Origin of the sequence: Aeromonas sp. FDAARGOS 1406, assembly GCF_019048565.1 — a bacterium.
Taxonomy (GTDB): domain Bacteria; phylum Pseudomonadota; class Gammaproteobacteria; order Enterobacterales; family Aeromonadaceae; genus Aeromonas; species Aeromonas caviae.
Genome location: NZ_CP077378.1, coordinates 1,401,487 through 1,422,799, shown reverse-complemented (window position 1 = coordinate 1,422,799; position 21,313 = coordinate 1,401,487). Strand labels below are relative to the sequence as shown.

Sequence of the window (21,313 nt, the reverse complement as noted above, 5' to 3'; positions counted from 1 at the left end):
GCCACACTCGGTGGCCCATTAGCTCCTGCTGACATTGGTTATTCGTCCTCCAAGCCATCCCCCTCATCACCCAGTACCCGCTCACCCAGCACATAGACCCTCATCCCTTTCCCCATGCCGGGCAATCTGACTTGTCGCTGTAGCCGCTTCTTGTCTATGCCTGTTAGCAGATAGCCAGCCTCAAGGCACAAGATGGCGGCTCGCTTGGGGTCTCGTCCTTTGGTGATCTCAAGCCAGCCCTGGGGCAGCACAAAGAAGCTCACCCCATCCGACTCCACCTTGCGAAAACCCACCATGTTGGCAGGACGATGGCTAGAGTCGAACCAGTCGGCAAAGCGTGTGAACTGGTGGGCAAAGACAAATCCACGTACCTGCATCAAGGTGGCTGTGTCCTCCTGGTTGCCCAGGTGCCCCCGTTCTGCCAGCCAAGCTTTGAGGCAAACCCTCACCGCCCTGATGGCTTCCCCCTCTGGCCAACCGGTCACCCCCAATCGGGTGGCCAGCTCCCCGGCTGCGGCCACCAGCGCAAACCGGTTGATAGCTCGGCCAACCTGATTACCCGCGCCCTTGGGAGTCAGCTCGGCTGCCAATTGCTTAATCTCGGCCCTCAGCCGCTCTCTCTGCTCATCCATGGTCTGAGTCAGGACATGGGCATAGGTGCGAAAAGCGATGCCGTGATGTGCTTCTGTGTTGGCTTTCAGGGTGTCGGCAAAGCTGCGGCCTCCATCCATGCCATGCAGCCACTCAAAGGCGCCATGGTGCCCGGTATCGCTGGGGATCTGGATTGTCCGCACCTCCATACCGGCCTGGGTACTCTTCCCGACACTGGCGGCATGGTCCTCGAGACTTAACTCACCGGTGGAGAGGAACAGCAACCGCCAGGCCCTACGCTCTCTCAGCTCCCCATCCTGCTTACTGCGGCCCTTGCCTTGGCCGTTGGCCAGCATGTAGGCAGTTTGGCCTGCTTCCCGGCCGTCCAGCTCGCCCAGTTCATCCAGACAGAGCAGGGCATCATTGCGCCGGCTGGCGATCCCCTCAATGGCATTACCGGTGGCCCGCCAGGTTTGGGCATATCGGTCCGGGTGGCCATAGACACTGGCGGCCGCCTTCATCACCGTGGTTTTGCCGTCGGTACTCTCGCCCTTGAGGTGGAAGCCACCGCCCTCCATGCCTACCAAGGAGAGCAAGGGAGCCGCAAAGGCGAGTGACAGTGCAAAGCAGAGGCGGGAGTTGCCCACAGCCAGTCCTGCCACCCCTTGTTGCCAGCCGGCCAGGGTACCGCGCTCGGTAAAGTCGCTGGCGGTGTAGCCGGCGGTCTGCAGAATGACCCCTTCCGCATCCGGCCCAATGGACCCACCGGGCAGCACATAGGCATGGCCATGCCACCCTGTGCGCTCGACACAGGTGATACGCCGCTTGGGCTGGCAGCTCATCAGGTAGGCTGCCAGCCTGCGCTTATGGCTCAGCTCGATAAAGGGCAGCCCCGCATCCAGCAGCGCGGCAAACACCTCCTCACCGTTGCGCGGGACCAGGGAGCGCACCGGCATGGCCCACTGGCGCACCCGCCCCGCGCTGTCCCGCCACTCCAACAAGCGGCCATAGCCTCGGCCTTGCTCATCTGCGGTTTCTGCCAGCACATGGACTGGGCTGGCAATGGGTACCCATTCTTGCCGGGCATCCTCACCCCGGCCCACTGTCATCAGGGCGCACAGGCGCGAGCCCCGCACCTCGAACCCTGCTGGCAGCTCTGGCCCTTCCTCTGGGCTGCTTTTCACCAGATGGAGCGGAGCCACATTGTCTGGCCAGGGCGCCTCGTCCGGTGGGGTGTCTGCCGCCAATGTCTGCTCGAAGGCCACCACATCCACCAACTGCCAGGGCTCGGCATTATGGCCAGGGTTGCCGCGGTAGAGCTCGGCCTTGGGGGCTTGCTTGCGCAGAGCCACGATCAGCCGCTTGGCCTTCTCGGGGGCGAGGTTGCCGAACTGGTGAACGATGACCCTCTTGGTGGCATCCCGATCGGCCATCTTGTAGAGCCTGGCGCCGTCATCCAACTGAGTGGGCCCCACATACAGCGCCTGTTCTGGTTCCACCTCTGGGTCAATCGGGTTGTCTGTGGCCACCGCCTCGTTGTGAGCACGCTGCAGGGTAGCCCTGATGCCGGCATCCCGACTTGCTTGCTCGCCGGTGTGGATCACGACCACCTGCAGATCGTCCAGGTCTGCGAACTTGAGGAAGGCGCCGGCCCGGGATGGCGGACTGCTTTGATGACCGGGGCCTGCTGCCCCTTGGTGTATCGCTGTCATTGCATCGCCCTCCGCTTGCTCTCACTCGCCAGCTCAACCACGGGATCCTTTCCCTCTTCGAGCATCTGGTGAACATCGGCGCAGAAGGCGCAATACATCTGATCCACCACCAAGGCGCCCAGAGGGGTCAAAGTCCCGTTCACCACCATGTGCCGCAGCATGAGCAAGGCATCGGCCTGCCCCTGCTGCGCCCCGGCGTTTTCGAGGTGAGCGCCCACGATGTTGTTCTGAATGGCCATGGTCAGTGACTCAGCAGCAAGGGGAAGCTGGATCCCCAGGTGAGTAAACACATTGCCCCGGGCGGCCAAGTAGGCCTGGGCTAACTGCTCCACCAGCTTATTTATCTCGGTCATGGCAACCCCCTGTTGCATTGCGCTCGCCTGGTTGTTTCTGGGTCTTGGTCACCCGCTTGAAGAGTTCCCGCAGTACCGCGGGGCGCAGTGGATTGCGTGACAACTCGCGCCACATCCGGCCATTCAGGGTATTGATCAGTCGATTACTCATGACGTGTCCCTCCCAGCAGAACGGCAACCAGTTCCTTGAACGCCCGATCATCCAATCCGGCTTTCAGCTCTCGAGCTTCCTTGGCGGTAACGGCCACCGCGGCGCCCTTGGTCTGTGCAATGAAACGGTCCCGATCGCTTCGCCACAGGAAAGCGCTGAGGCTGCCCTGCTGTGAACGTTTCCCGGTACGGGGGTGAGTGGGGCCAATGAAGGTGGTCGGCTCGCTGCCGTTGGCCCATGCGAAATAGGTCATGCCAGCACCTCCTGGCAGAGCCTTATCTCTATACGTAGGGCATCGAGCAAAGCGTTGAACTGCGCCAGCTCTTGCAGGCACAGGTCGGTTTGCTCCAGGGCATCGGCAAACTGCTCGAGCAGTGCCTCTAGGCGGGATGGAGTGGATTGGGTCATGCGGCCACCCCCTTGCTAGGGGTGCGGGACATAAACACCAACGACAAGCCTGGCAAGTTGGCGCGGGCTTGAGCCTCGGTATTGGCGATGATGGCGATAGTGCGGATACGCCGAAGCTCAGCCAGACGACCGACGCGAGGACGCTGGATCAAGAAGGTGAAGATTTTGGGTAAAGCAGGGGTGGGGACAGTAGCCATGATGGCAGCCTCCAAGGTCAGCAAATTGTCACTGCCACAGATAGACGCCAATCTTCTGGTGACAGCCCGGACGAGGTTGGCGTAACTGGAGACCTTGGGATCCAGCGCTCCTTGCAGAGCCCTCGCCCGAGCCGCCATAACACGGTAGGCACTGCCAACCAGGTAGGCCAGCAGCGCCCCAAGAAATGGGGATCGAGTACCGACAAAAAACCACGCGAGAGCGTGGGTCGGCTCCAAGACACTTTCCGAGACGCCAATCTCGGCAACGGATTTTGCCGCTGCAAGAGGAATCGTACTCCGTTGGACGTTGTGGGACAAGCCCACCCCTTGGAATTTGGGCGAGGCTTCGCCCTGGGCAGTGAGCCCATATTGTTCTTTCATGGCATACCTCGGGGTTAGGCGGCGGGAGGGAGGGGAGTGACTGCCGGCGTGCGAGCGCACAGAATGGCGGCGTAGTCATCTGCCAGTGGGGCAGCCTGGCGCTGGTGTCGCCAGTGGTTGATCAGAGCCACCAGCTTATGGGCTTGCTCACGGTCGGCCAGCCAATAGCGCTTGAAGCGAGTGGTCCCACCACCGCTATGCTGGTGCTCAAAAAAAGCATCTGTGATAGCTACCCCATGGTTTCGACGGAGCAGGCCAATGCTGTTGCGCAAGTTGAGGTCATGGAGCCCAGCCAGGCCAGACAAGGCGCTGACGCCCTGGACTCCCTGCTCCAGCAGGTGGGTGGCGACCAATTCGTACTTGGTGATATGCTGACCCTGCTCAAGCTGGGTCGTGCCGTTCGCGGTGCGGCCTTTTTCTTTTTGCATACCCACCCCCCCTATGCTGCCACGTTGCGAGCTGCGATACGCTCCGCCATCCAGGCATCAACTTCTGCCTCGACGAATGCCACTGAGCGCCCACCCAGACGTATGGTTTGTGGGAATTGGCCCTGGGCCATCAGGTCGTAAATACTGGACTTGCTCAGGCCGGTTTTCTTGATCGCCTCCCGCACTCGAATAAAGCGCAGTGCGGGGGTTGAGGAGGAAAAATGTTGTTCCATATTGGTTTGCCTCGGTCGTTGTTGACGGGGCAATGGAAACACAAGACGAAGGAAATTCGATGTCGAGTAACCCTAACGCTACGTGGAGTAAGGCTACCCGACAGTGGTTATTTAACCCTGTAGGGCCTGCCAGTCGTCATGGCAGTGCTAAGCAGCCTCTCAACGGTGCCGAGTGCCAGTGGGCATCTCTTGCCATCGAATAGAGCGTGCTCGTGGTCTATGACCTTGGTTGCCCAATCCACGGCAGTATCGTCGGGATCATTCTGCCAGGCGGGATTGAACTTTGCGCGGATTGCAGCGGCCAGCACGCGCTCTCTGTTAGCTGCATGGTGCTCAGCGATTGGATGTGGGGGCGGTGCTTTGCGGCTTGCCCGTTGGGCCTTCAAAAATGCTTCTTTGGGGATTGGATCGCCTGATTCAATATGCTTTTTCAGCAGCTCCAGGTCTCGCTTAATAAGCCATATCTGGTTGGCATCTATGGGCGATTCATCTTCACTCGGCTCAAGAAGGATACATTCATAGTTGCGGTCGAGCCCGTAATAAAATCCAGCGGGCAAAAGACTCCAGTCGCTTAAAAATGTCTCGCGTTCAAGCAACATACCTTCGAATAAAGTCTTATCTAATGACCAAAGGCCACTGGCTGTCGCTGTTATGAGCTTAAAGATACCCAATCGTTGAGCGAGCTTTACATGAGCAATAGGTATGGTGAGCGTTGCATTACAACCAATCACTACAGGCGGCGGCGGGGTGAGATCATTGTCGTCATGGCTGGGGAGTGAATATAAAAGGTCCAGATATGGATCTTCATCTTCAACAAGCTTACCGTCTCTGACGAAAAGAACATGAGCAGGTGCGGCAGATAGCCAGATTGCTCCTTCTATCGCTCCAAGCGCGCACCAATGAAGAATGTCCTCAACTTCGCACTCTAAATAACTGATCCCAATAGTGCTACACCTTCGCTGTGCCATAGCCATTCCCCGGGAAAGGAGACACGGTATCCATGAAGTGTTTCACTCGGGCCAGCAGGTTTGCCATCCCTCTGCATTGATGATTGCGCGTGATGGTTTCATGTAACTTGTGCCATAGCCGTTCTATGTGATTAACCCAAGGGCTGTAAACTGGCTGGAACACCAGGCAGAACTTGGGATTCTTCTTCAACCATCGCTCGGTCTGTTTGCTTTTGTGAATGATGTAGTTATCGAGGATCAACGTGATGGTTTTGGCTCGTCGGTAGTGGTGGCGCAGCTTTTCCAGCATGGCAATAAACAGCGATGAGTTTTTCTTGATCCCGCTGACGTAAAGTACCCTTCCGTTGCCTGCGTGGAGAACGCCTGCCAGATAATGCTTGGCATTCTGCCCCGGTGTGACAACCCGCTTTTGCTGCGCTCTGAACATCCAGTCGGCTCCTAATTTGGGATTGAGGTCTATATCGACTTCATCCTCATAAAACACCGGATTATCGGCATCACAGCGGGCCAGCGCGGCGTCGATATTCGCCATTTTTTCCTGATAGGCTGGGTCTTTTATCCGCAAGGTCGGCACGGGCCTGCGCCAGACAATGCCCATACGAGGTAACCATCGGCGGAGCGTGGAGGCTGCCACATTGAGCCCTGTTAACCGATTGATTTTTATAGCCAATAGTTCAGTACACCAACGGCTGCGCTGATAACCAAAATCTTGCGGAGAAAACTGCATGAGCAGCACCAGTAGGGTGACAATCTTGGCGATAGGTAAGACTGGGGCACGGCCAGCCGGTAAGGCTTCTAGCGCATCTATGCCTTCATCTCGATACCACCGAAGCCAACGACCGATGGTCGAGCGCGCAGCGCCGGTAAGGTGATGAACATCGGTGATCGTGCGTCCTTCATGTAACAGCAAGATGGCCATCAAGCGACGAGCATGTCCTTTATCACGGGTGGCATGGATGATTTTGTGAATGCGGCGCCGTTGTGGTCGTGGCAGAGGTGGTAGGATAGGCATCAACTCAGTCCTTTGGGTGTGGCTTGTTTTGTTTAGCGACTAATCAGATCGCACAAACTGGACTGAGTTCCCTTCCTCCGGTGATCTACTATTCGGAACAGCTATTTAGTAACCGCGCGGCTCGGTCAATCCGGCAGTATTCCAGCGGTAGTAATGGGGTGTTTTTACTCATTGTTGCGTCACCTTAACGCTTCCTTGAATGGGAGCCGGGTCAGCCGGGCAAGGTATCCCGCTTTTCTCTCCGTCGAGATAGGCCCGGCAAGTCGTTAGGCTGGGGTTATTCTCCCACCACCTTCAATGCTTTAAAGCCGCTAGCCAGAGAAAGGTTTCCCTGGCTGGCCTGCTCTATGTGGTTGCTCCACCAGCTCATCATGATCACCCGCTGCTCGTAGTAGTCGCTGCGGTTATAGGCACGGCGGATCTCGTTATCGTCGGCGTGAGACAGCGCCGCTTCAATGGCATCAGGATTGAACCCTTGTTCGTTGAGGGTGGTACTGCCGAGCGAGCGCAATCCGTGGGCCACCAGTCGTCCGCCGTAGCCCAGCCGCTTAAGGGCCGCATTCGCGCTCTGGTCGTTGATGTGGCCGAGCGGATCACGGTAGCCAGGGAACACGAAGGGGCGGTGGCCGCTGATCGGCTTCATCCGCTCCAGCAGGGCCAACGCTTGTGGGGTCAGCGGAACCCGGTGGGGGCGCTCCATCTTCATCCGGTCAGCGGGGATGTTCCAAACCTTGGCCTCCATGTCTATCTCATCCCAGCGGGTGCCCGCTGACTCACCAGGGCGAACCAGGGTGTGCAGGCTCCATTCAATCTGACAGCGGGTAGTGTGATCTAGCCTACCGTTGGCAATGTCGGACATCAGCAGTGGTAACTCCTCCGGCTTGAGCGTAGGCATATGCTTCTTGGCGGGCTTCTTGAACACTTTGCGAATGGCGGAGCAGGGGTTTGAATCAAGCAGGCCGTGGTTAACGGTGTAGTCGAGGATCTCGTTTATCCGCTGACACAGCCGGCGCACTGTCTCCAGCTTGCCATCAGCCTCAATAGGGCGCAGTAGTTCGATCACTAGGGGGGCGCGTATCTGGTCGATGGGCATGGAGCCGATGAAAGGCAGCACATACAGCTCAAGGGAGCGCCACGAATCGGCGGCATAGGCTTCGCTTACGTCGTGCCGTTTCAGTTCCAGCCACTTGGCAGCCATTCGTTCGAACGTGTTGGAGCAGGCCTCTTGCTGAGCCTGAACGATGGCGTTCTGCTCTTCTTTATGGCGTTTGGGGTCAATTGCTTGAGCCAATAGGGCACGAGCCTCTCGCCGCCGTTCTCGAGCTGCGGCAAGAGTAACATCAGGGTAGGGGCCAAAACTGATATTGGCGCGCTTCTTGTCGCTCGGCCTGTAGTAGTTGAACACCCAGAGCCTCGCACCATTCGGCTTAACCCTTAGGTAAAGCCCGTCACCGTCACCCAAGCTGTATTCCTTGGCTTCAGGCTTGGCGGTTCTCAGCTTTGAGTCGGTCAGCTTGTCTTTACTCACGGCACATCCCCCCAGTAGTAACACCAAAACCGGTGTTACAAAACCAATGTGACCGTAGATGTTACTCTTATGACTGGATTTAGGCGACTTGCTCGGACTACTGCGGACAACAAAAAACCCGCAAGACGTTGAATCTTGCGGGTTTTTGTACTTCTTCGTTCCCGGCCGGAACATTGTTTGGTGGAGCTGGGGGGATTTGAACCCCCGGACTGTGCAGCTTTACCAATTGAACTATAAGGCTTTTTTATTTTCCGGTTGGATTTTGGATCAGGATTGGCGCTTTTGCTGTCTGGCCGTCGTACTCGGCAAGGTAGGATCCGTAGTGCCGAAACAGCATTTCTGGCCCCTTGTGTCCCATCTGGGTGGAGAGCCAAAACAGGTTGCAACCGCGGCTGATGTTGGCGGTGGCGAAGGTGTGGCGGGTTTGGTAGAGGTGGCGGTAGCGAACGCCGGACCGCTTGAGGGTGTAGAGCCAGGCTTTCTTCCTGATGGCGTCGGCCCCGGCCCAGGGCTGGTTGAGCTTGGGGTCGTCAAAAACATACTCCCCCCGCATGAAGGTGAAGCGCTTCTGGCTGGTCAGCGCCGCCAGCGCCTCGCCGGTCAGCTCGATGGTGCGAGTTCCGGCCCGGGTCTTGGTGGTCTTGATGACCCCGACCACTTTGGCGCGCGACACCTGCACGGTGTTACCGACCCAGTCGATCTCCTCCCAGCGCAGGGCGCACAGCTCAGACGGCCGCATCCCGGTTGCGAAAGCGAAGGAGAACAGGTTGGCCCACTGCTCATTGATGCCGTGGGCTGTTGAGATGATGGCGGACACTTCCTCCGGGGTGAAGGGGTCCACGTCCTTGGCTCCCTGTTCGGGAACTGAACTCCCGTCCAAATATCGGGAAACGGTCACCAGCGAAACAGGGTTTGATGCGAGCAAACCATCCGTGACAGCCTCGTCGATTGCGCTGCGCAGGAACGACAGCCGGTTGCGCGCTGTCTTGGCGGTAGTGCCCCCCCGGATCAGCCAGTTTTTCACCTGGGCGGGGGTCAGCTCCGAGACGGTGATCCCGTGCAGGTCGGCCAGCGCCTTGTGGCATTTGCGGTACCCAACCATTGTGGATGGGCTCAGCCCCCGGCGCTCACATCGCTGTAGGTACTCGTCCAGGTAATCGGCCACCTTGGCGGCGATCGAGGCACCACCGAACATCCGCAGCTTCTTGGACTTCGGGAAGTAGTCGGCGTAGGCGAACTGGCCACGCTCAATCTTGCCTTGTATCTCCCCGAGCAAGCGGGAGGCGTAACGCACGTTGGCGGTGGTGTTCGGCAAGTTGGACAGGGGCTCGCGACAGCGAACCCCCTTGAACGTGAATGTGATGTTGATTGTCTCCCCGCGGACTGTCACGCCGCGTGGGAGCTGTTTTTCATTGCCCACTTGGTTACCTCCGCGATGTTGACCCAACGTTCCTTCACCCCGTCCACGTTGACGATGTGCACCCCCAGTTGCCAGATACCGCGCTGGATCCGCTTGTTGATGGTGTCCCGGTCGGTGAGCTCGATAGTGCTCAGGTAGGTGCTGAGCGGGATGGCGTCAGGCATTCTCATTATGATGAGCTGGCCCTGAATGTGGGTTTGCGCCGGGTCTGCTGCTGTTCCCATGGTTGTTGGTCCTCGTCAGTCTGGTGATTTCATCCCGGCCCGCTCGGTTGTAGAGGAAGCATTCCACCTGCTTCCTGCTGCTGACCGCCTGGTCAAGGCGGTACTCCCCGAACGCCGGGCGTTTGAGTTGGTGCTGGTTGGCCAGCCGGCCAATGGCCTGGGCGCTGACCCCCAGCTCCTTGCCCAGCTCGGTGGCGCTCCAGAGCTGGCCGGCAACCCGGGGCGCTTCGATAGGCAGGTCGAAGTGCGCCAGGATGCGGCCGATCTCGGCGAGCTTGGCCGATCGGGAAAGGGTGGGGGAGCGCACGGCGCTGACCAGCTCGTTGAGAAGCTGGCTGTCCTGGTCGATGGTCAGTTGAAGTTGCTGCATGGCGTGGCCCTCCTGTCCCAGAGGATGGGGCGCTGGGTGGATTGAAGGAAGGGCCGTTAATCAGCGACAGATGATGTAGCCGGGTGTTTTGCCTCGTAGGTTTCGTCTTTGTGCGCCTCCCATGAGTAGGTTGCCGGGAAGGCGCCACGAGTGCCTTCTTTGACGAAGGCGAAGATGTGGCTGTGCTCACCTGTCGAGTCTGGAACAACCTTAACCCAGCGATACTCTGGAACGCAGAGGAAGCAGTCATATCCCTCAGCCCGCACAGCCCTCATAAACTCATGGATGTCGTGATGGCCGCGAGACATGAAAATGCGCTGCCTATCACAACTGACGTCGTAAACGTCGAGTGGATATTCTTTTCCGCTCATGCCTACCACCTTCCAATCAGTGCGGCCGCCACAATGACGGCCAGAATGTTAATGGCCAGGATGGCGAGCCCGGCGGCCCGCTGTCTGGTCATGCCGCCACCTCGTCAGCCAAGTGCGGCACGGGGAGGATTATGGCCTTGCCGAGCTTGATGGCCAGGGCGTGCTCTGCTCTGGCGCCGGCGCTGCGCTCCCAGCCAGGCAGCATGACCAGCTGATCTGCCATCTTAACCATCTCGATGCAGATGGCCATGTATTCGTGTTGCTCCAGCCCATCCGGCAGGATCGCCGGGTTTAGGGCCACATGGCCCAGGCCAAGCAGGCGGTGCGCCTCGGCATTGAAGGCGTCGCGGTTGAAGTTGGGCAGGCCTGACATAGGCCCGGCTATGTAGATTTTCGCCATGAATTACTTTGCCTCCCCATACTTGGCCGCTGGCACCGTCTCACCTACTGGCTCGCCACATTTGCGGCAGCGGAACACGCTGGAGCCGTGCTCGCTGTAGTTCTGCGGATCCAGCCCATCCGGCAAACCCTCATCTGGATAGAAGGGGCGCTTCTTGTCGGTCCGGATAGTGCGGCGCGGGCAGTCCAGTTCGACACTGATGGGCTCGCCACAGCTGCACTGGTCGCGCACCACGCGGCCAAAGATGCCCTCAATGGCGATCCCGGTGCGGGCGGCGATGCGCTCCTGAATGCCCTTCTTGGTGATGGACACGGCCATGCGCATCATCTGGAACAGGCTCTGCTCGTCCTTGGTTTCGATGCACTGGCGGATGTGCGCCATCAACTCGGGCGGGACCTCTCCCGGGAATTCTGGCTCGGCCTGCACGTCGGCAATGCAGGCAGTGGTGGATGCCTTGACCATGTTCACCAGCTCGGTGACCGTGGCGGGGTTGGCGGCGGCGATGAAGTGGGCGTTGGCGCGGAACATCTCACCGTAGTGCCCGCCTTTTTTAGCAGACGGAAGAGAACAGATCAGCTGGTAGCCACTGCCATTCCAGTCAGCAGGATCCTGCCTGACGCTCCAGTCTCCGAATTGCGGGGTTTCAGCGGATACCGCCCAAGGCCCAGGCGTTGAGGATTTGGCCAGCTCCAGCAGTATTTCCAAGTCAATATTCATGGGGATCTCCAAAAGGAAGCCCCGGACTGGCCGGGGCTCTGGTTATGCTCGCCAGCCCCGGTACCCGATAAAGCCGGGATCCATGACTTGCCTGAACGGCAGGACTGGGAGGTGGGCTATCAGGGTCTTGAGCTGGGGGTTATCGGGTTGGCTGTCGATGGTGACCCGGGCGCCGGGGTTGATGCGGAGGTATCTGGCGCGGGTCTCTTCGGCTTCGGTGCGGGTCAGGCCGGGCTGAATGATGGGGGCTCGGTAGCGCACGGCTCACCTCCTTGTAACACCGCAGGCGCGGCGAGATCCGCCCGCACATACGGCACCTCGCAGCCAGTCACGGAATCAGCGCACCAACTCACCTCGCTGGTATCGCTCGGGAATGGCTCGCTGTGGTAGTGGCTCTGGTCGCCAACCTGCAGCCAGATGCGCTCCGGCGCGGTGCGGATGGTTTCAGTAATTGTCACGGTAGGGGATGGCAGCTGGTCAGCCAGTAGCGCGTCTATGCGATTATGCAAAGCTCGCGCTTCATCTTCGCCGACACCGCCGCACTCCCAGTTGAACGCATCCATGGCCTCCCTAAGTACCGGTTCAGAATCCCGTACGAAATCAAGCGCCGCCTTCATACGGCTCTGCACTTGGTCGTGCTGGGCCTGCAGCTCACGGTAGTCCTGCTCGTTCGGGGTGGTAGTGGCCTCGGTCCAGTCGGCATCTGGTTGCGCTTGTGGGGTGCCAGCCAACGCGGCATCGATGCGATCAAGCAGGTCGCAACCCAGGTAGTGTTCGGAAATGGTCTGCGGTATCGAGGCACCGATGTATTCGTGTAGATCTCGCAGCAGATCTGTTATGCGCTGCTGTTCGCTCATACATCCCCCAGAATTCTGATTTCGTCGTCCGTCAGGCCAGCGGCCCGGGCCTTGTCCATCACCCGCAGGCGCTCGGCGTTGAGCGCGTCAGCGCGGCGATCTGCGTCGTTGGGCTCGATGATGCTCACCGGCGCCAGCCAACTGCCGCGCACCTTCACGGCGATCTCCTTGCTGACGTTGGCGTCGCTCCCCTGGACGCCCTTGCGTGTCGCCATGCGTGCGGCGGTGGATGCTGATCCGCAGACGTGGATCGGGTACTGATGCCCACGCCCCTCGGTGAGGTCGGTGTTGGTGTAAACCACCCAGACCTCTTTGGTGTCGGTAATGGTGATGTCGGTCATGCCGCCTTCTCCTCTGCCGGGGCTTGGTAGTCCATCATGGTGCAGAGGTCGGTGATGGCCTTCGACAGCAGGATGAGGTTTGCAGCGTTGCACTGGCGCCAGTGGTGGGCGTAGTCATCGGCGTCATCGTCCGAGTCGTAATCCGGCATGGCGATGGCTCGCAGGCTGAAGTCACTGTTCAGCTTGAAGCTGATGGGTTCGTGCCACAGATCCAGCTCTTCCACCAGGTAGCCAGCTTCCAGCAGAGAAACCACATCGGATGCGCGATCCCCGTTGAGATCCATGCCCTTGAAGGTCACCATCTCTTGCGCGGTGTCGGCAGACTTGAGCTTGACGAACTGGAGCGGGGAGAAGGGGCCGAGCGCTTCCGGGCGCTCTGCACTATCGGTCAGGTAGTCTTTCAGGCGGTTGCTGATCCCCATCTTGATGTCGTCGATGTGGATGGTCTGGGTCTTGAGGGAGCCCATGCACTTCACCAGCAGGTGCATGACCACCTTGAGCGGGCGCTTGGTGGTGGTGTTGAGGTACAGCAACTCGTTGCTCTGGTCGTACAAGGCGTGAGTGAGCGTGGTTTCATATTCAGCCGTGGCGGCCATCTCAACAATCAATTGGTCCTTCATGGCCAGTTTCTCTTTGCGGGTAACCTTCTCACGCAGACCGGAGGTGACCAGCGCATCAACACGCTCTTTAAGCTTGCGGTTGACGATCTTGGTCGGGATGAGCTTGTTGTCTTGGCGCACAACGAATGAGAAGCCAACGCCTGGCAGGTTGGTAACCAGCTCGCCGGTCACCTGATTGTTCTCGAACCCGGCGCAGCTGAGCTGGTTTTCAGTGAGCGGGGTGAAGGCAAGCTCGGCCAGGTGTTCGCGCATGGCGTTGATGGCGGGGAGCTTGGCGCTGTAGACACTGGCAGATTTGAGTACGGAGTGATTCATGGTCAGGGATCCTTTTGGTTGGTTAGGTGCGGGCTTTTGCCAGCAGGTCGTGGATCTTCTTGGCTGCGGCCTCGGCGGTTTGCCTGTCGCAGGTGATGCCGCCTGGCAGAACGAACTTGCCTGGCTGCTTGGGATCGGGCATGACGACGCCCAACCCGATGACTACTGCACCGCAGTAGGGGTTTTCCGTGGCTTTCATGGGGGTCCTCGAGTTATCCACTCGTTTCTGTGTGGCGGGCGGTGGATTGGTTGGGGGTATCAGGCCGCGCGCTTAGAGCCAATGCCGCGCACAAAGGGGATGCGAGGGGATGCACCAACCTTCATGGTGGGGAAGGCAATCAGGGCGCAACCGAAGTTGGCTCCGCTCTTTCTGGTCGCGCCATCTCGCTCGTAGAACTGATAACGGCCATCCGGCTCGTAGACGATCACATCCTCGGCCAGCAAGCGGCGCCACCACGTCGTCAGCGGCTCGTATGGCAGCAGCATCATCCCGGGCCTGCCATTGGCTTGCTGCTGGCGTGCCTGGGTGATGAACTCAGGCTTCAGGTCGAACGGCGGGTTACACCACCAGTGCTCTGGCCAGTCAAGGTTGAGGCTGTCGATGCCCATACAGATGGTGCCTGCCTGCTCCGCCTCGCGTATCTGGGCGCGAACATCATCACGGGTGCGGTAGTCCAGCAGCTTTTCCAGCAGCAGGTGGCTGGTGAAGTAGTGGCTGCACTTGGCAGTGAGCGGCTCGGCGGCGATATCGCACTCGAAGTTGCGTCCGTAGAGCGCCTGCGCATCGGCAAAGCACTCCCAGGTGGTGGCCCAGAAGTTCTTGTCGCTGGCCGGGGTGCCGCTATCAATCAGGATCGCCATCAGCGCACCTCCTTGGGGTCGATGCCAAGCTGGCTGGCCAGCTGGCGGCGCTCTATCTCGTCGCGTTTTCGCTGGCGTTGTTGGAGTAGCAGTTTCGTCTTGCGGTCTTGCACCATGCCGCGGTGGCGGTAGAGGCTCATGCCGCCTCCTTGTGCTGTTCCGGTTGCCGACTGGCTGCAAACTGCTCCTCCCACAGCTTCACCTTGAGCTCGCAGGCGTAGACGATCTGGCCTACCAGCTTCGCGCCGATCCCCTTCACCTTGTCCAGCTTGTTCCCCTGGTGGCTCATCACCTTGTAGAGGGTGTCGATCCCGGCCTCTTCCAGCGGCTTGATGGTGCGCGGCGGCAGGCCGCATTCATGGATGCTGACCGTCTTGGCCCATTCGGTGCGGGGCTGCAGGTGGGGGTGACTCTGCTCCAGTGCCTCCTGCATGAAGGCGAAGATGTCCTGCGTCATGGCATCAGGGGCCCCGGAACCATGGGGCGCCGGGTAGATGGGGTTCATCCACTGGCTCAGCATGACCGAGCAGCCGGAGCCATCGGATTTCATGGCGTGCAGCTTCCAGCTGAGGTCGTTGATGAGGTAGGGGAGGTTTGATTTCAGGCCATGATCCACCATGTATACGTCCCAGAGCGTGCCATCCTCACCCTTGTAGGTTTTGCCGAGGTGTTTGTGCCAGATCAGCTTAGCGGCTCGGGCGCTCTCCAGCTCCATGATGACGGTGTGACGGCGCTCCAGCTCGCGATCCTGCTCGTTGATGGCGCTCAGCAGCTCACTGATACGGCGCCCCAGCTTTAACACTTCCGCACGGTAGGAGGCTTCGTTGCTCTTGTGCTTGGCGATCGCAGTGCGCTGCTCCTCCAGCAGCTCGTTCTTCTCCTTGATGCGGCGTTTCATGCCTGCCGGATCCATGGCGTTGAGGTCAGCCAGCTGGCGATCGGTCTGGCGGGAGGTGAATTGCAGGGCGCTGAATTTGGCCTCAATCTCGTTCAGGGCGCGCTGCGCCTTGTAGAGCTCGCCTGCTTTGGCTTCCAGCTCGGCGGCGCCTTCTTGCCGTGCGGCAACGATGCGCTGCTCGGCTTCGGCAACCTGCTGGCGCAGCTCGCGGACCAGAGCTGCCTGGGTGAGCAGTTCGCCATCCCGGCCTTCCAGCTCGCCGATCAGGGTGTTGAACTCGTCGATGTGGGCGTTGGCGGCCTCGCTGATCATGGTCAGATTGGCGTTGAGCAGGGTTTCGAAGCTGCCGATGGCGGCCTTGGCCGGGCCGTCCGGCATCAGCAGGATGTTGCGGATCTGGCTGGTGAGGGTGTTCAGGGCGAGACTGGTAGCCTCGCTGGGGTTCAGCGTGGTCATGGTTGGTCCTCTGGGAGTGCAAGGGCCCCGTTGGCGGCGGGGCGGGTGATCAGTAGTTGATGGTCAGATGGTCGATCTTGTTGCTGGCGATGTGCTTGATGAGGTTGATGGCTTTCCCCTCATCGATCCCTAGGCCCATCAGGTCCATCAGGATGGCGTTGTTGACGGTGCGGCGGTGCTCCATGTCGGCGGCGCGACGCTCGTCTTCCTGCTGCTTGCGTGCCTGCTCCTGCTCGATGCGCTGACGCTCTTGCTCTGCGGCGCGGGCAGCAGCCTCCTCTGCCATGCGTGCGGCGTTGGCTTCGGCCTGCTGGCGGGCCAGCTCGGCGGCTTCGGCATCGCGCCGGGCTTGTTCTTCACGTTCACGGGCGACCTGGGCTTGGCGTTGGGCCTCCTGCTCGCGGTGCTGGGCGGCTTCACGCTCCAGGCGCTGGCGATTCTCTTCCTGAAGGCGGGCTTGCTCCGCCGCCTGCTCGGCTATCAGGCGCTCGCGGTCGATGCGATCCTGTTCGGCCTGCTTCTGGCGCAGCTGTTCCAGCTCTGCCTGTTCGGCTTCGTACTTTTGGCGGGCTGCCAGGGCCTCGCCGAGGCGCTTGGTTGCGAGCTCCTTGGCGACGGTCGCCTGGGGCAGCAGCTCTTGCCAGGAGTCGTCCAGGGCGTTCTGCTCGACCTCCTGCAGCATGACCTGCAGGTCGGCGGCGGCGATCTCGATACTGGCAGAGGATCCCAGTTCATTGAGGCGGGCCAGTCGGGATTGCAGTGCTGCCACCCGGGCCTCCTCTGCCGCTTCGTACTGGGTGAGCGGGGCGCGCACCTCGTCTTTCAAGGTGTCCAGGGTGTCGCGCAGGGTTTTGCGGTTGGCGTCGATGCGCTTGGGGATCTCCTTGTACTGGTCGGTCAGCTCTTTGCCGAGTCCGTCCAGGTAGGTCTTGGTGCGGGCAACGGCATGGGCGACGCTGGCGATCTCCTTGCGCCCCTTGGGGGTGGTAATGTCGGGCACCAGGCTGGTTGCCTTCTGGCGGATATCGGCCAGCAGTTCAGCCACGCCCTGGCCCTCGGTGAACAGGGCGACGGCGGTGGTGGGTTCGATGACAACCAGCTGGGCTTGGGTATTGTCGGTCTTGGCTTGTTCGGTCATGACGGGTCCTTAGGATTGAAAAGGCCCACAGTGAGCGGGCCTGATGAGTTATTGCTGGGCGCCGTTCCCGGCACTGAGTTGCTTCTTGCGCTCGCCGGCGATCTGCTTGATACCTGCGATGATGTTCTGGTCGCCGGTTTCGTTGGCCCAGGTCCAGGCGGTGGTGTAGGCCTGCTGCCATTCGGTGGTATCACATGCCCCCTCGATGGCGGCGCAGTGGTCGGCGTAGGCGTTGGCGTGGTCCGCCTGGGCGGGTTCGGCCACCTGCTCGTGCTCCAGGGTGATCGGTTCGGTGCTCTGGCCGCGGATGGCATCCAAGGCGCGGCTGCCGCCTTGCTTTGGGATGGGTTTCTCTGGCTGCCGCGAGAAGTCGAACTCATCGCCAGACTCCAGCAAGGTAACCAGTTCTGATGCGGACGGGAGACGTCGGGCGAGGCGATGTAGGACGCTTTTTACCGCCATCCTGTCGTACCACTTGGCCCAAGCCCCGTATTCGCTATTACCGGTCTTACTGGCACTTTTGACGCGCTCGATATCTTCTTTTGGCATGACCTCGACAATCAATTCGCCTGAGTGCAGCTTGGCAAAAGCGAAAGCCAGTGAGAACTCGCCCCGGCCTTTGAAGGTGGGGCGGTAGTTGATGTGTTCACCTTGCTCGTCCATCCAGTAATCGAAGGCGTCGCCATCAAACACGGCTTTGGCGGCAATGACGGCAATCTGACCGCTCATGCGGGCGCGCTTTAGCACGCCGTCAACCATGGGGATGTACTGCGCTTTGAGGACGAAGTTGGTGCCTTGCTTCTCCTTGAAGGTGACCAGTGCCGCCTCTCGGTTGTCCGGCACAAGCCCGTGTGTCGCACACCGGATAAGGGACTGGATGACTGACTTTTGGTCGGCGTTTGCCAACTCTGGGTTCTGTGCCATGGCAGTGGCGGCGGCCCGCACAAAAGCCTCAAAGCTCACGCCTGACGGCAGAAGGGCCTCAATGCCCTGGCTGCGAAGCTGGGGTGCAATCATTGCGAAGAAGTGGCCAGAGCTGCCCTCTAATGGCACCAAAGTCTCTACGTTTGATACGTCGTTCATGCTGCTTTCCTTGTCGCCCAGGCTGGGCGCTGGAGGGGTTTGAAGTCGTGCCAGTCGTTGTTGACCCGGCAGTCGTGGAAGCGATGGAGGTCGCGGCGGAACAGGTCCTTGCCCGCATCCTTCCAGTCATCCGTCAGGGGGCGCACCCGCACCGGGTAGCGGCCACAGTTCACGCTGGTGCTGACAGCCAGAAAGACGAATTCCGGCTCCTCGCCCATCACCCGGTGGAAGCCTTCGGAGTACATGGCATCCTGCACGTGGTAGCGGAAGTCCTCGACATGGCGCTCGAAGCGCCCCATATCGTCAACCGACTTCACGTCGATCATGATGGGGTGATTGCTCAGGTGGCGGTCGGGGCGGATCCGGCACAGCTCCTGGGTCTCTGGGTCAATCCAGTAGAAGGAGGCCTCGCTGTGCCCCTCCTGCTCCAGCAGCCAGCGGGCGTCCGGGTGGGCCATCACGCTGTCGCGCATCAGGTAGAGCTTGCGTCCCTCTTCGGCATCCATCACCGTCTTGCCCAGCTCTGCGCAGCTGGCCAGGAACTCGGCCTCTTCTGCCTTGCCGGCATTGGTGCGGCGGTTGAACGGTGGGGCGATGATGAAGCGGTCTTTGAACTCGTCGGGCTCCAGCAGCAGGCAGTGGATGGCGCTGCCCATGTCGAAGGCCTTGAGCTTCTCCTCATCTACCGGGGCATTCTTGGCCCAGATATAGGTGGCCGGACTCTCGGCTATCTGGTCGAGCTGGCTTTTGCTGACCCCGGGGCCAGCGTGGTACTCCTCGTTGGAGAGGCCGAACACCCGGCCAAGCGGGTGCGCGGTGGAGGTGTCGGCGATGGCGTTCATGCTGCGCTCCTGTGCTGATACCGCTCAAACTGCTCCTCGCTCATGGCGTCGTGCAGGGCGGCGAGGTGATAACCCCATGCTTCCTTGGCCAGGGCGGCCAGGGCGGCGTCCATCAGCTGCTTGGTGAGCTGCATCAGCGGGGCAGGATCGCCCTCGGTCATCAGCAGGAACATCGCCTGGTTGAGCTGCAGGCCCTGGTCGTGGTTCACCTCGGCCAGTAGGGTGGACAGGTCGGTATCGAGTTCCCCGGCCAGTAGCAGGGGACGGTTGGCCGCGATCCACTCGGCGACCCACTCGGCCTTGGCGTTGGCCTCGGCCTCCTGGCTCTCCAGCAGGGCGAGCAGGGCGGTTTCGTTGGTCATGGTTAACGCTCCATTTCCAGTCGCAGGGCGCGCTGCTCTTGATACTCCTCGATGGCGCGGCGGGTGGCGGCTTTGTTGCGGGCCATCCGCGCCTGTTCGGCGGATGGGGCTGCGTCTACGTGGTGCTTGCGGCGGGTGGGTGGCACCATTGCGCCGCGAAAGCCCATCAGCTGGGCTTCGGTCAGTGGTTTCATGGCTGCAACCTCTCCAGCTCAGCGAGAAGAGAATCAGTCATTCTGATTGCGTCTGACGCCATGTATTTGTAATCCGTGTATCCACAGCTGGGGTTTGATGCCAAACCTTGCATTAGGTGCATGGCGATAGCCTCACGCTTTGTGAGTCCGGTTGCGAGATTGCTATTTCTGTAAAATGGGCGGTCAAACTCAGCAGGTTCGTTGTCGCCATTAACAACCGGCATCGCCGGTAAATCTGCGTTTTTCATGGTCTGGGTCCTGTGGTGGTTGATTAGTCGCTGGTCACGCTGATGGTCAGTTGTTTGCCGCGCCCCATGAAATCGGCCAGGGCGGCGACGCGATCCTGCTGTTGGGTGACGCGGTGGCGCTGGCTGGTATCCAGCACATCCAGATTGACGTTGACGCTGACCTCGACCAACTTGCGGGTCTCGCGTTCCAGCGTCTTGGCGTACTGCTTGGCGGCAATGGCGATCTGCTCGGACGGGTGCGCCATCTCGTAACCGTGTCCCCGCTTGATGTCGAGGTAGATTTTGCGCTCGGTCAGTAGCAGCTCCCGCAACTCGTTGACGCTACGCAGCACCCGCCACTCATACTCGTCGCGGGCAGCATCGTATTCGGGGATGCTGGGGTATTTTTCCGGGAAGGGGCGTTCCAACCCCAGCGTGCGGCGCAAGTCTGCGTGACTGATGAAATCGCCGTAGTTGAGCCCGAGAGCATCCCAGGCTGTCAGTTGTTCTTCCTGAGTCATCCGGCTACCTCCACGTTGAAGCGGCCGTAAGTGCCGCCGCAGGCTGGGCGCCAGTCGCCCACGCCCACATAGCGACCGGCGTTGCCGAGCACGGTCAGCAGTTCGCTGCGATCCAGCCTGGTGTCGTCAAATTCGATGTGAAAGACCAGTTGCCAGCCAGCAGGGAAGCGCGGGCGGTGGCGCATCACCCGTGCGGTCCCCACCTTGACGCTTTTGGCCAGCGAGAAGCCCGGCGTGTCTACCAGTTGCTGCGGGTCTTGCGGGCCGTCATAGCGCAGTGTGATCTCATCTTCCAGCACCAGCAGGCTGCGCTTGAATTCGGTACCCAGCTTGTTGAGCTTGGCCGCCTCGGTCAGGCAGGCTTTCAGGTTGCTGCCCGGCAGGTGGATGCCACTGGCCCTGCTGAAGTAGATCGCCCCCAGTAGTTCGGAGCGGGCGATATCCTCGTGGTCGGTGTCGGATTTCTTGCGCTTGGAGGTCAATGCCTTGTGCGCCTTGGTCATCGGATCCAGCGGGTCGCTAAAGCGGTCGCTGTGCATCAGTAACGGGGTGGTGCCCGTCAGTGTCAGTTTCAGTGTTGCCATTGTGTAGTCCTCGTTGATGTGCCCTTCCGGGCCCTTGCCCTGCCGGGCCGCGCCATGCCTAGCCTAGCCAGGCCAAGCCATGCCAAGCCGCAGGGCCAAACACACTCAGGGAATGCGCTTGGCGCTGGGCGGTTTTTAACGAGGACCGCCACCTCCCTTGCCATGCCACGCCAGACCTTGCCTCGCCATGCCTCGCCGTGCCATGCCGCGCCACGCCCCGCCACAGCGCCAAACACACTCAACGAATGCGCTTGGCGCTGGGCGGTTTTTAACGAGGTCCGCCACCTCCCTTGCCGCGCCGAGCCTTGCCCAGCCCGGACAAGCCGCGCCGTGCCTGGCCCCGCCGGGCCGCAGCCTGCAACCCCCTGATGCAAGGGGCTCCAGGCTGGCCACTGTTGCCAGTGGCCTGCGTTCACGTTCACGCACCGCCTTCCGGATTGAACGGGGTATCGGCGCATCCCTACCGGCATCGGGATTCGTGGTTGTGAGCCGGTTCCAAGCTGTTAAAGAGCAGTGCAATCCTGAATTCAGGCTGCAAGAAGCCAAGACA

At 60.4% G+C, this 21,313-nt stretch carries 33 protein-coding genes; all 33 read right to left on the bottom strand.

Annotated elements, in window-relative coordinates; translation table 11 throughout:
- Positions 1 to 38 precede the first annotated feature (38 nt).
- Positions 39 to 2,303 (bottom strand): DUF927 domain-containing protein, encoded by a 2,265-nt coding sequence (locus I6L36_RS06585; protein ID WP_216987090.1) that lies wholly within the window; start codon positions 2,301 to 2,303, stop codon positions 39 to 41.
- Complete coding sequence (locus tag I6L36_RS06580; RefSeq protein WP_109112429.1) at positions 2,300 to 2,656, bottom strand: hypothetical protein; 357 nt, start codon at positions 2,654 to 2,656, stop codon at positions 2,300 to 2,302. The genes I6L36_RS06585 and I6L36_RS06580 overlap by 4 nt, the downstream gene beginning before the upstream one ends.
- Positions 2,640 to 2,807 carry a hypothetical protein gene (locus I6L36_RS06575; RefSeq protein WP_162540572.1) on the bottom strand — a complete coding sequence of 56 codons (168 nt, stop codon included), beginning with the start codon at positions 2,805 to 2,807 and terminating at the stop codon, positions 2,640 to 2,642. The genes I6L36_RS06580 and I6L36_RS06575 overlap by 17 nt, the downstream gene beginning before the upstream one ends.
- Positions 2,800 to 3,060 (bottom strand): hypothetical protein, encoded by a 261-nt coding sequence (locus I6L36_RS06570; RefSeq protein WP_069652820.1) that lies wholly within the window; start codon positions 3,058 to 3,060, stop codon positions 2,800 to 2,802. The genes I6L36_RS06575 and I6L36_RS06570 overlap by 8 nt, the downstream gene beginning before the upstream one ends.
- Positions 3,057 to 3,215: a hypothetical protein gene (locus I6L36_RS06565; RefSeq protein ID WP_162540571.1), complete on the bottom strand. Its 159-nt coding sequence runs from the start codon at positions 3,213 to 3,215 to the stop codon at positions 3,057 to 3,059. The genes I6L36_RS06570 and I6L36_RS06565 overlap by 4 nt, the downstream gene beginning before the upstream one ends.
- Positions 3,212 to 3,793, bottom strand: coding sequence for an ash family protein (locus I6L36_RS06560; RefSeq protein WP_109112427.1), 582 nt, complete (start codon positions 3,791 to 3,793; stop codon positions 3,212 to 3,214). The genes I6L36_RS06565 and I6L36_RS06560 overlap by 4 nt, the downstream gene beginning before the upstream one ends.
- A 14-nt stretch (positions 3,794 to 3,807) precedes the next feature.
- Positions 3,808 to 4,221, bottom strand: coding sequence for a hypothetical protein (locus tag I6L36_RS06555; RefSeq protein WP_109112426.1), 414 nt, complete (start codon positions 4,219 to 4,221; stop codon positions 3,808 to 3,810).
- 11 nt (positions 4,222 to 4,232) lie between these two features.
- Entirely contained in the window at positions 4,233 to 4,454 is a 222-nt protein-coding gene (locus I6L36_RS06550) for an AlpA family transcriptional regulator (protein WP_100860379.1), read from the bottom strand.
- Between the two features lie 107 nt (positions 4,455 to 4,561).
- The gene (locus I6L36_RS06545; RefSeq protein ID WP_216987089.1) at positions 4,562 to 5,422 is read right to left on the bottom strand and encodes a hypothetical protein; all 861 of its coding nucleotides are present in this window, start codon (positions 5,420 to 5,422) and stop codon (positions 4,562 to 4,564) included.
- Entirely contained in the window at positions 5,403 to 6,434 is a 1,032-nt protein-coding gene (locus tag I6L36_RS06540) for an IS630-like element ISAhy2 family transposase (protein ID WP_001809438.1), read from the bottom strand. Before I6L36_RS06540 ends, I6L36_RS06545 begins: the two co-directional genes overlap by 20 nt.
- 277 nt (positions 6,435 to 6,711) lie before the next feature.
- A complete protein-coding gene (locus I6L36_RS06535) occupies positions 6,712 to 7,962 on the bottom strand; it encodes an integrase domain-containing protein (RefSeq protein WP_109112428.1) in 1,251 nt (416 codons plus the stop codon).
- 244 nt (positions 7,963 to 8,206) lie between these two features.
- On the bottom strand, positions 8,207 to 9,352 hold the full coding sequence (locus I6L36_RS06530) for a site-specific integrase (protein WP_216987088.1): 1,146 nt from the start codon (positions 9,350 to 9,352) through the stop codon (positions 8,207 to 8,209).
- A complete protein-coding gene (locus tag I6L36_RS06525; protein WP_042642185.1) occupies positions 9,349 to 9,546 on the bottom strand; it encodes a hypothetical protein in 198 nt (65 codons plus the stop codon). The genes I6L36_RS06530 and I6L36_RS06525 overlap by 4 nt, the downstream gene beginning before the upstream one ends.
- Positions 9,539 to 9,976 carry a hypothetical protein gene (locus I6L36_RS06520; protein WP_043163220.1) on the bottom strand — a complete coding sequence of 146 codons (438 nt, stop codon included), beginning with the start codon at positions 9,974 to 9,976 and terminating at the stop codon, positions 9,539 to 9,541. The genes I6L36_RS06525 and I6L36_RS06520 overlap by 8 nt, the downstream gene beginning before the upstream one ends.
- Positions 9,977 to 10,032: 56 nt before the next feature.
- Positions 10,033 to 10,347, bottom strand: a complete 315-nt coding sequence (locus I6L36_RS06515) for a hypothetical protein (RefSeq protein WP_216987087.1) — start codon at positions 10,345 to 10,347, stop codon at positions 10,033 to 10,035.
- A gap of 88 nt (positions 10,348 to 10,435) precedes the next feature.
- On the bottom strand, positions 10,436 to 10,747 hold the full coding sequence (locus tag I6L36_RS06510; RefSeq protein WP_114522617.1) for a DUF4406 domain-containing protein: 312 nt from the start codon (positions 10,745 to 10,747) through the stop codon (positions 10,436 to 10,438).
- A gap of 3 nt (positions 10,748 to 10,750) precedes the next feature.
- Positions 10,751 to 11,464, bottom strand: a complete 714-nt coding sequence (locus I6L36_RS06505) for a hypothetical protein (protein WP_147273891.1) — start codon at positions 11,462 to 11,464, stop codon at positions 10,751 to 10,753.
- Between the two features lie 42 nt (positions 11,465 to 11,506).
- Positions 11,507 to 11,725, bottom strand: a complete 219-nt coding sequence (locus I6L36_RS06500) for a hypothetical protein (RefSeq protein WP_143237264.1) — start codon at positions 11,723 to 11,725, stop codon at positions 11,507 to 11,509.
- A complete protein-coding gene (locus I6L36_RS06495; RefSeq protein ID WP_143237265.1) occupies positions 11,689 to 12,321 on the bottom strand; it encodes a hypothetical protein in 633 nt (210 codons plus the stop codon). Before I6L36_RS06495 ends, I6L36_RS06500 begins: the two co-directional genes overlap by 37 nt.
- Complete coding sequence (locus tag I6L36_RS06490) at positions 12,318 to 12,662, bottom strand: hypothetical protein (RefSeq protein ID WP_216987086.1); 345 nt, start codon at positions 12,660 to 12,662, stop codon at positions 12,318 to 12,320. Before I6L36_RS06490 ends, I6L36_RS06495 begins: the two co-directional genes overlap by 4 nt.
- Entirely contained in the window at positions 12,659 to 13,597 is a 939-nt protein-coding gene (gene rdgC / locus I6L36_RS06485; protein ID WP_216987085.1) for a recombination-associated protein RdgC, read from the bottom strand. The genes I6L36_RS06490 and rdgC overlap by 4 nt, the downstream gene beginning before the upstream one ends.
- Before the next feature lie 22 nt (positions 13,598 to 13,619).
- Positions 13,620 to 13,796 (bottom strand): hypothetical protein, encoded by a 177-nt coding sequence (locus tag I6L36_RS06480; RefSeq protein ID WP_182954176.1) that lies wholly within the window; start codon positions 13,794 to 13,796, stop codon positions 13,620 to 13,622.
- A 59-nt stretch (positions 13,797 to 13,855) separates the two neighbouring features.
- Positions 13,856 to 14,458, bottom strand: a complete 603-nt coding sequence (locus I6L36_RS06475) for a phage N-6-adenine-methyltransferase (RefSeq protein WP_216987084.1) — start codon at positions 14,456 to 14,458, stop codon at positions 13,856 to 13,858.
- Positions 14,458 to 14,598: a hypothetical protein gene (locus tag I6L36_RS06470; RefSeq protein ID WP_171269032.1), complete on the bottom strand. Its 141-nt coding sequence runs from the start codon at positions 14,596 to 14,598 to the stop codon at positions 14,458 to 14,460. Before I6L36_RS06470 ends, I6L36_RS06475 begins: the two co-directional genes overlap by 1 nt.
- Positions 14,595 to 15,812: a hypothetical protein gene (locus I6L36_RS06465; protein WP_216987159.1), complete on the bottom strand. Its 1,218-nt coding sequence runs from the start codon at positions 15,810 to 15,812 to the stop codon at positions 14,595 to 14,597. Before I6L36_RS06465 ends, I6L36_RS06470 begins: the two co-directional genes overlap by 4 nt.
- Before the next feature lie 49 nt (positions 15,813 to 15,861).
- The gene (locus I6L36_RS06460) at positions 15,862 to 16,950 is read right to left on the bottom strand and encodes a hypothetical protein (protein WP_216987083.1); all 1,089 of its coding nucleotides are present in this window, start codon (positions 16,948 to 16,950) and stop codon (positions 15,862 to 15,864) included.
- A gap of 48 nt (positions 16,951 to 16,998) precedes the next feature.
- Positions 16,999 to 18,033, bottom strand: a complete 1,035-nt coding sequence (locus I6L36_RS06455; protein WP_216987082.1) for a recombinase RecT — start codon at positions 18,031 to 18,033, stop codon at positions 16,999 to 17,001.
- The gene (locus tag I6L36_RS06450) at positions 18,030 to 18,875 is read right to left on the bottom strand and encodes a PD-(D/E)XK nuclease-like domain-containing protein (RefSeq protein ID WP_216987081.1); all 846 of its coding nucleotides are present in this window, start codon (positions 18,873 to 18,875) and stop codon (positions 18,030 to 18,032) included. Before I6L36_RS06450 ends, I6L36_RS06455 begins: the two co-directional genes overlap by 4 nt.
- Positions 18,872 to 19,237: a hypothetical protein gene (locus I6L36_RS06445; protein WP_216987080.1), complete on the bottom strand. Its 366-nt coding sequence runs from the start codon at positions 19,235 to 19,237 to the stop codon at positions 18,872 to 18,874. The genes I6L36_RS06450 and I6L36_RS06445 overlap by 4 nt, the downstream gene beginning before the upstream one ends.
- 2 nt (positions 19,238 to 19,239) lie before the next feature.
- On the bottom strand, positions 19,240 to 19,431 hold the full coding sequence (locus I6L36_RS06440) for a PA3496 family putative envelope integrity protein (RefSeq protein WP_216987079.1): 192 nt from the start codon (positions 19,429 to 19,431) through the stop codon (positions 19,240 to 19,242).
- Positions 19,428 to 19,679, bottom strand: coding sequence for a hypothetical protein (locus I6L36_RS06435; protein WP_216987078.1), 252 nt, complete (start codon positions 19,677 to 19,679; stop codon positions 19,428 to 19,430). Before I6L36_RS06435 ends, I6L36_RS06440 begins: the two co-directional genes overlap by 4 nt.
- Positions 19,680 to 19,702: 23 nt before the next feature.
- Positions 19,703 to 20,179, bottom strand: coding sequence for a hypothetical protein (locus tag I6L36_RS06430; protein ID WP_216987077.1), 477 nt, complete (start codon positions 20,177 to 20,179; stop codon positions 19,703 to 19,705).
- Entirely contained in the window at positions 20,176 to 20,763 is a 588-nt protein-coding gene (locus I6L36_RS06425) for a hypothetical protein (protein ID WP_111896653.1), read from the bottom strand. The genes I6L36_RS06430 and I6L36_RS06425 overlap by 4 nt, the downstream gene beginning before the upstream one ends.
- Positions 20,764 to 21,313 lie beyond the last annotated feature (550 nt).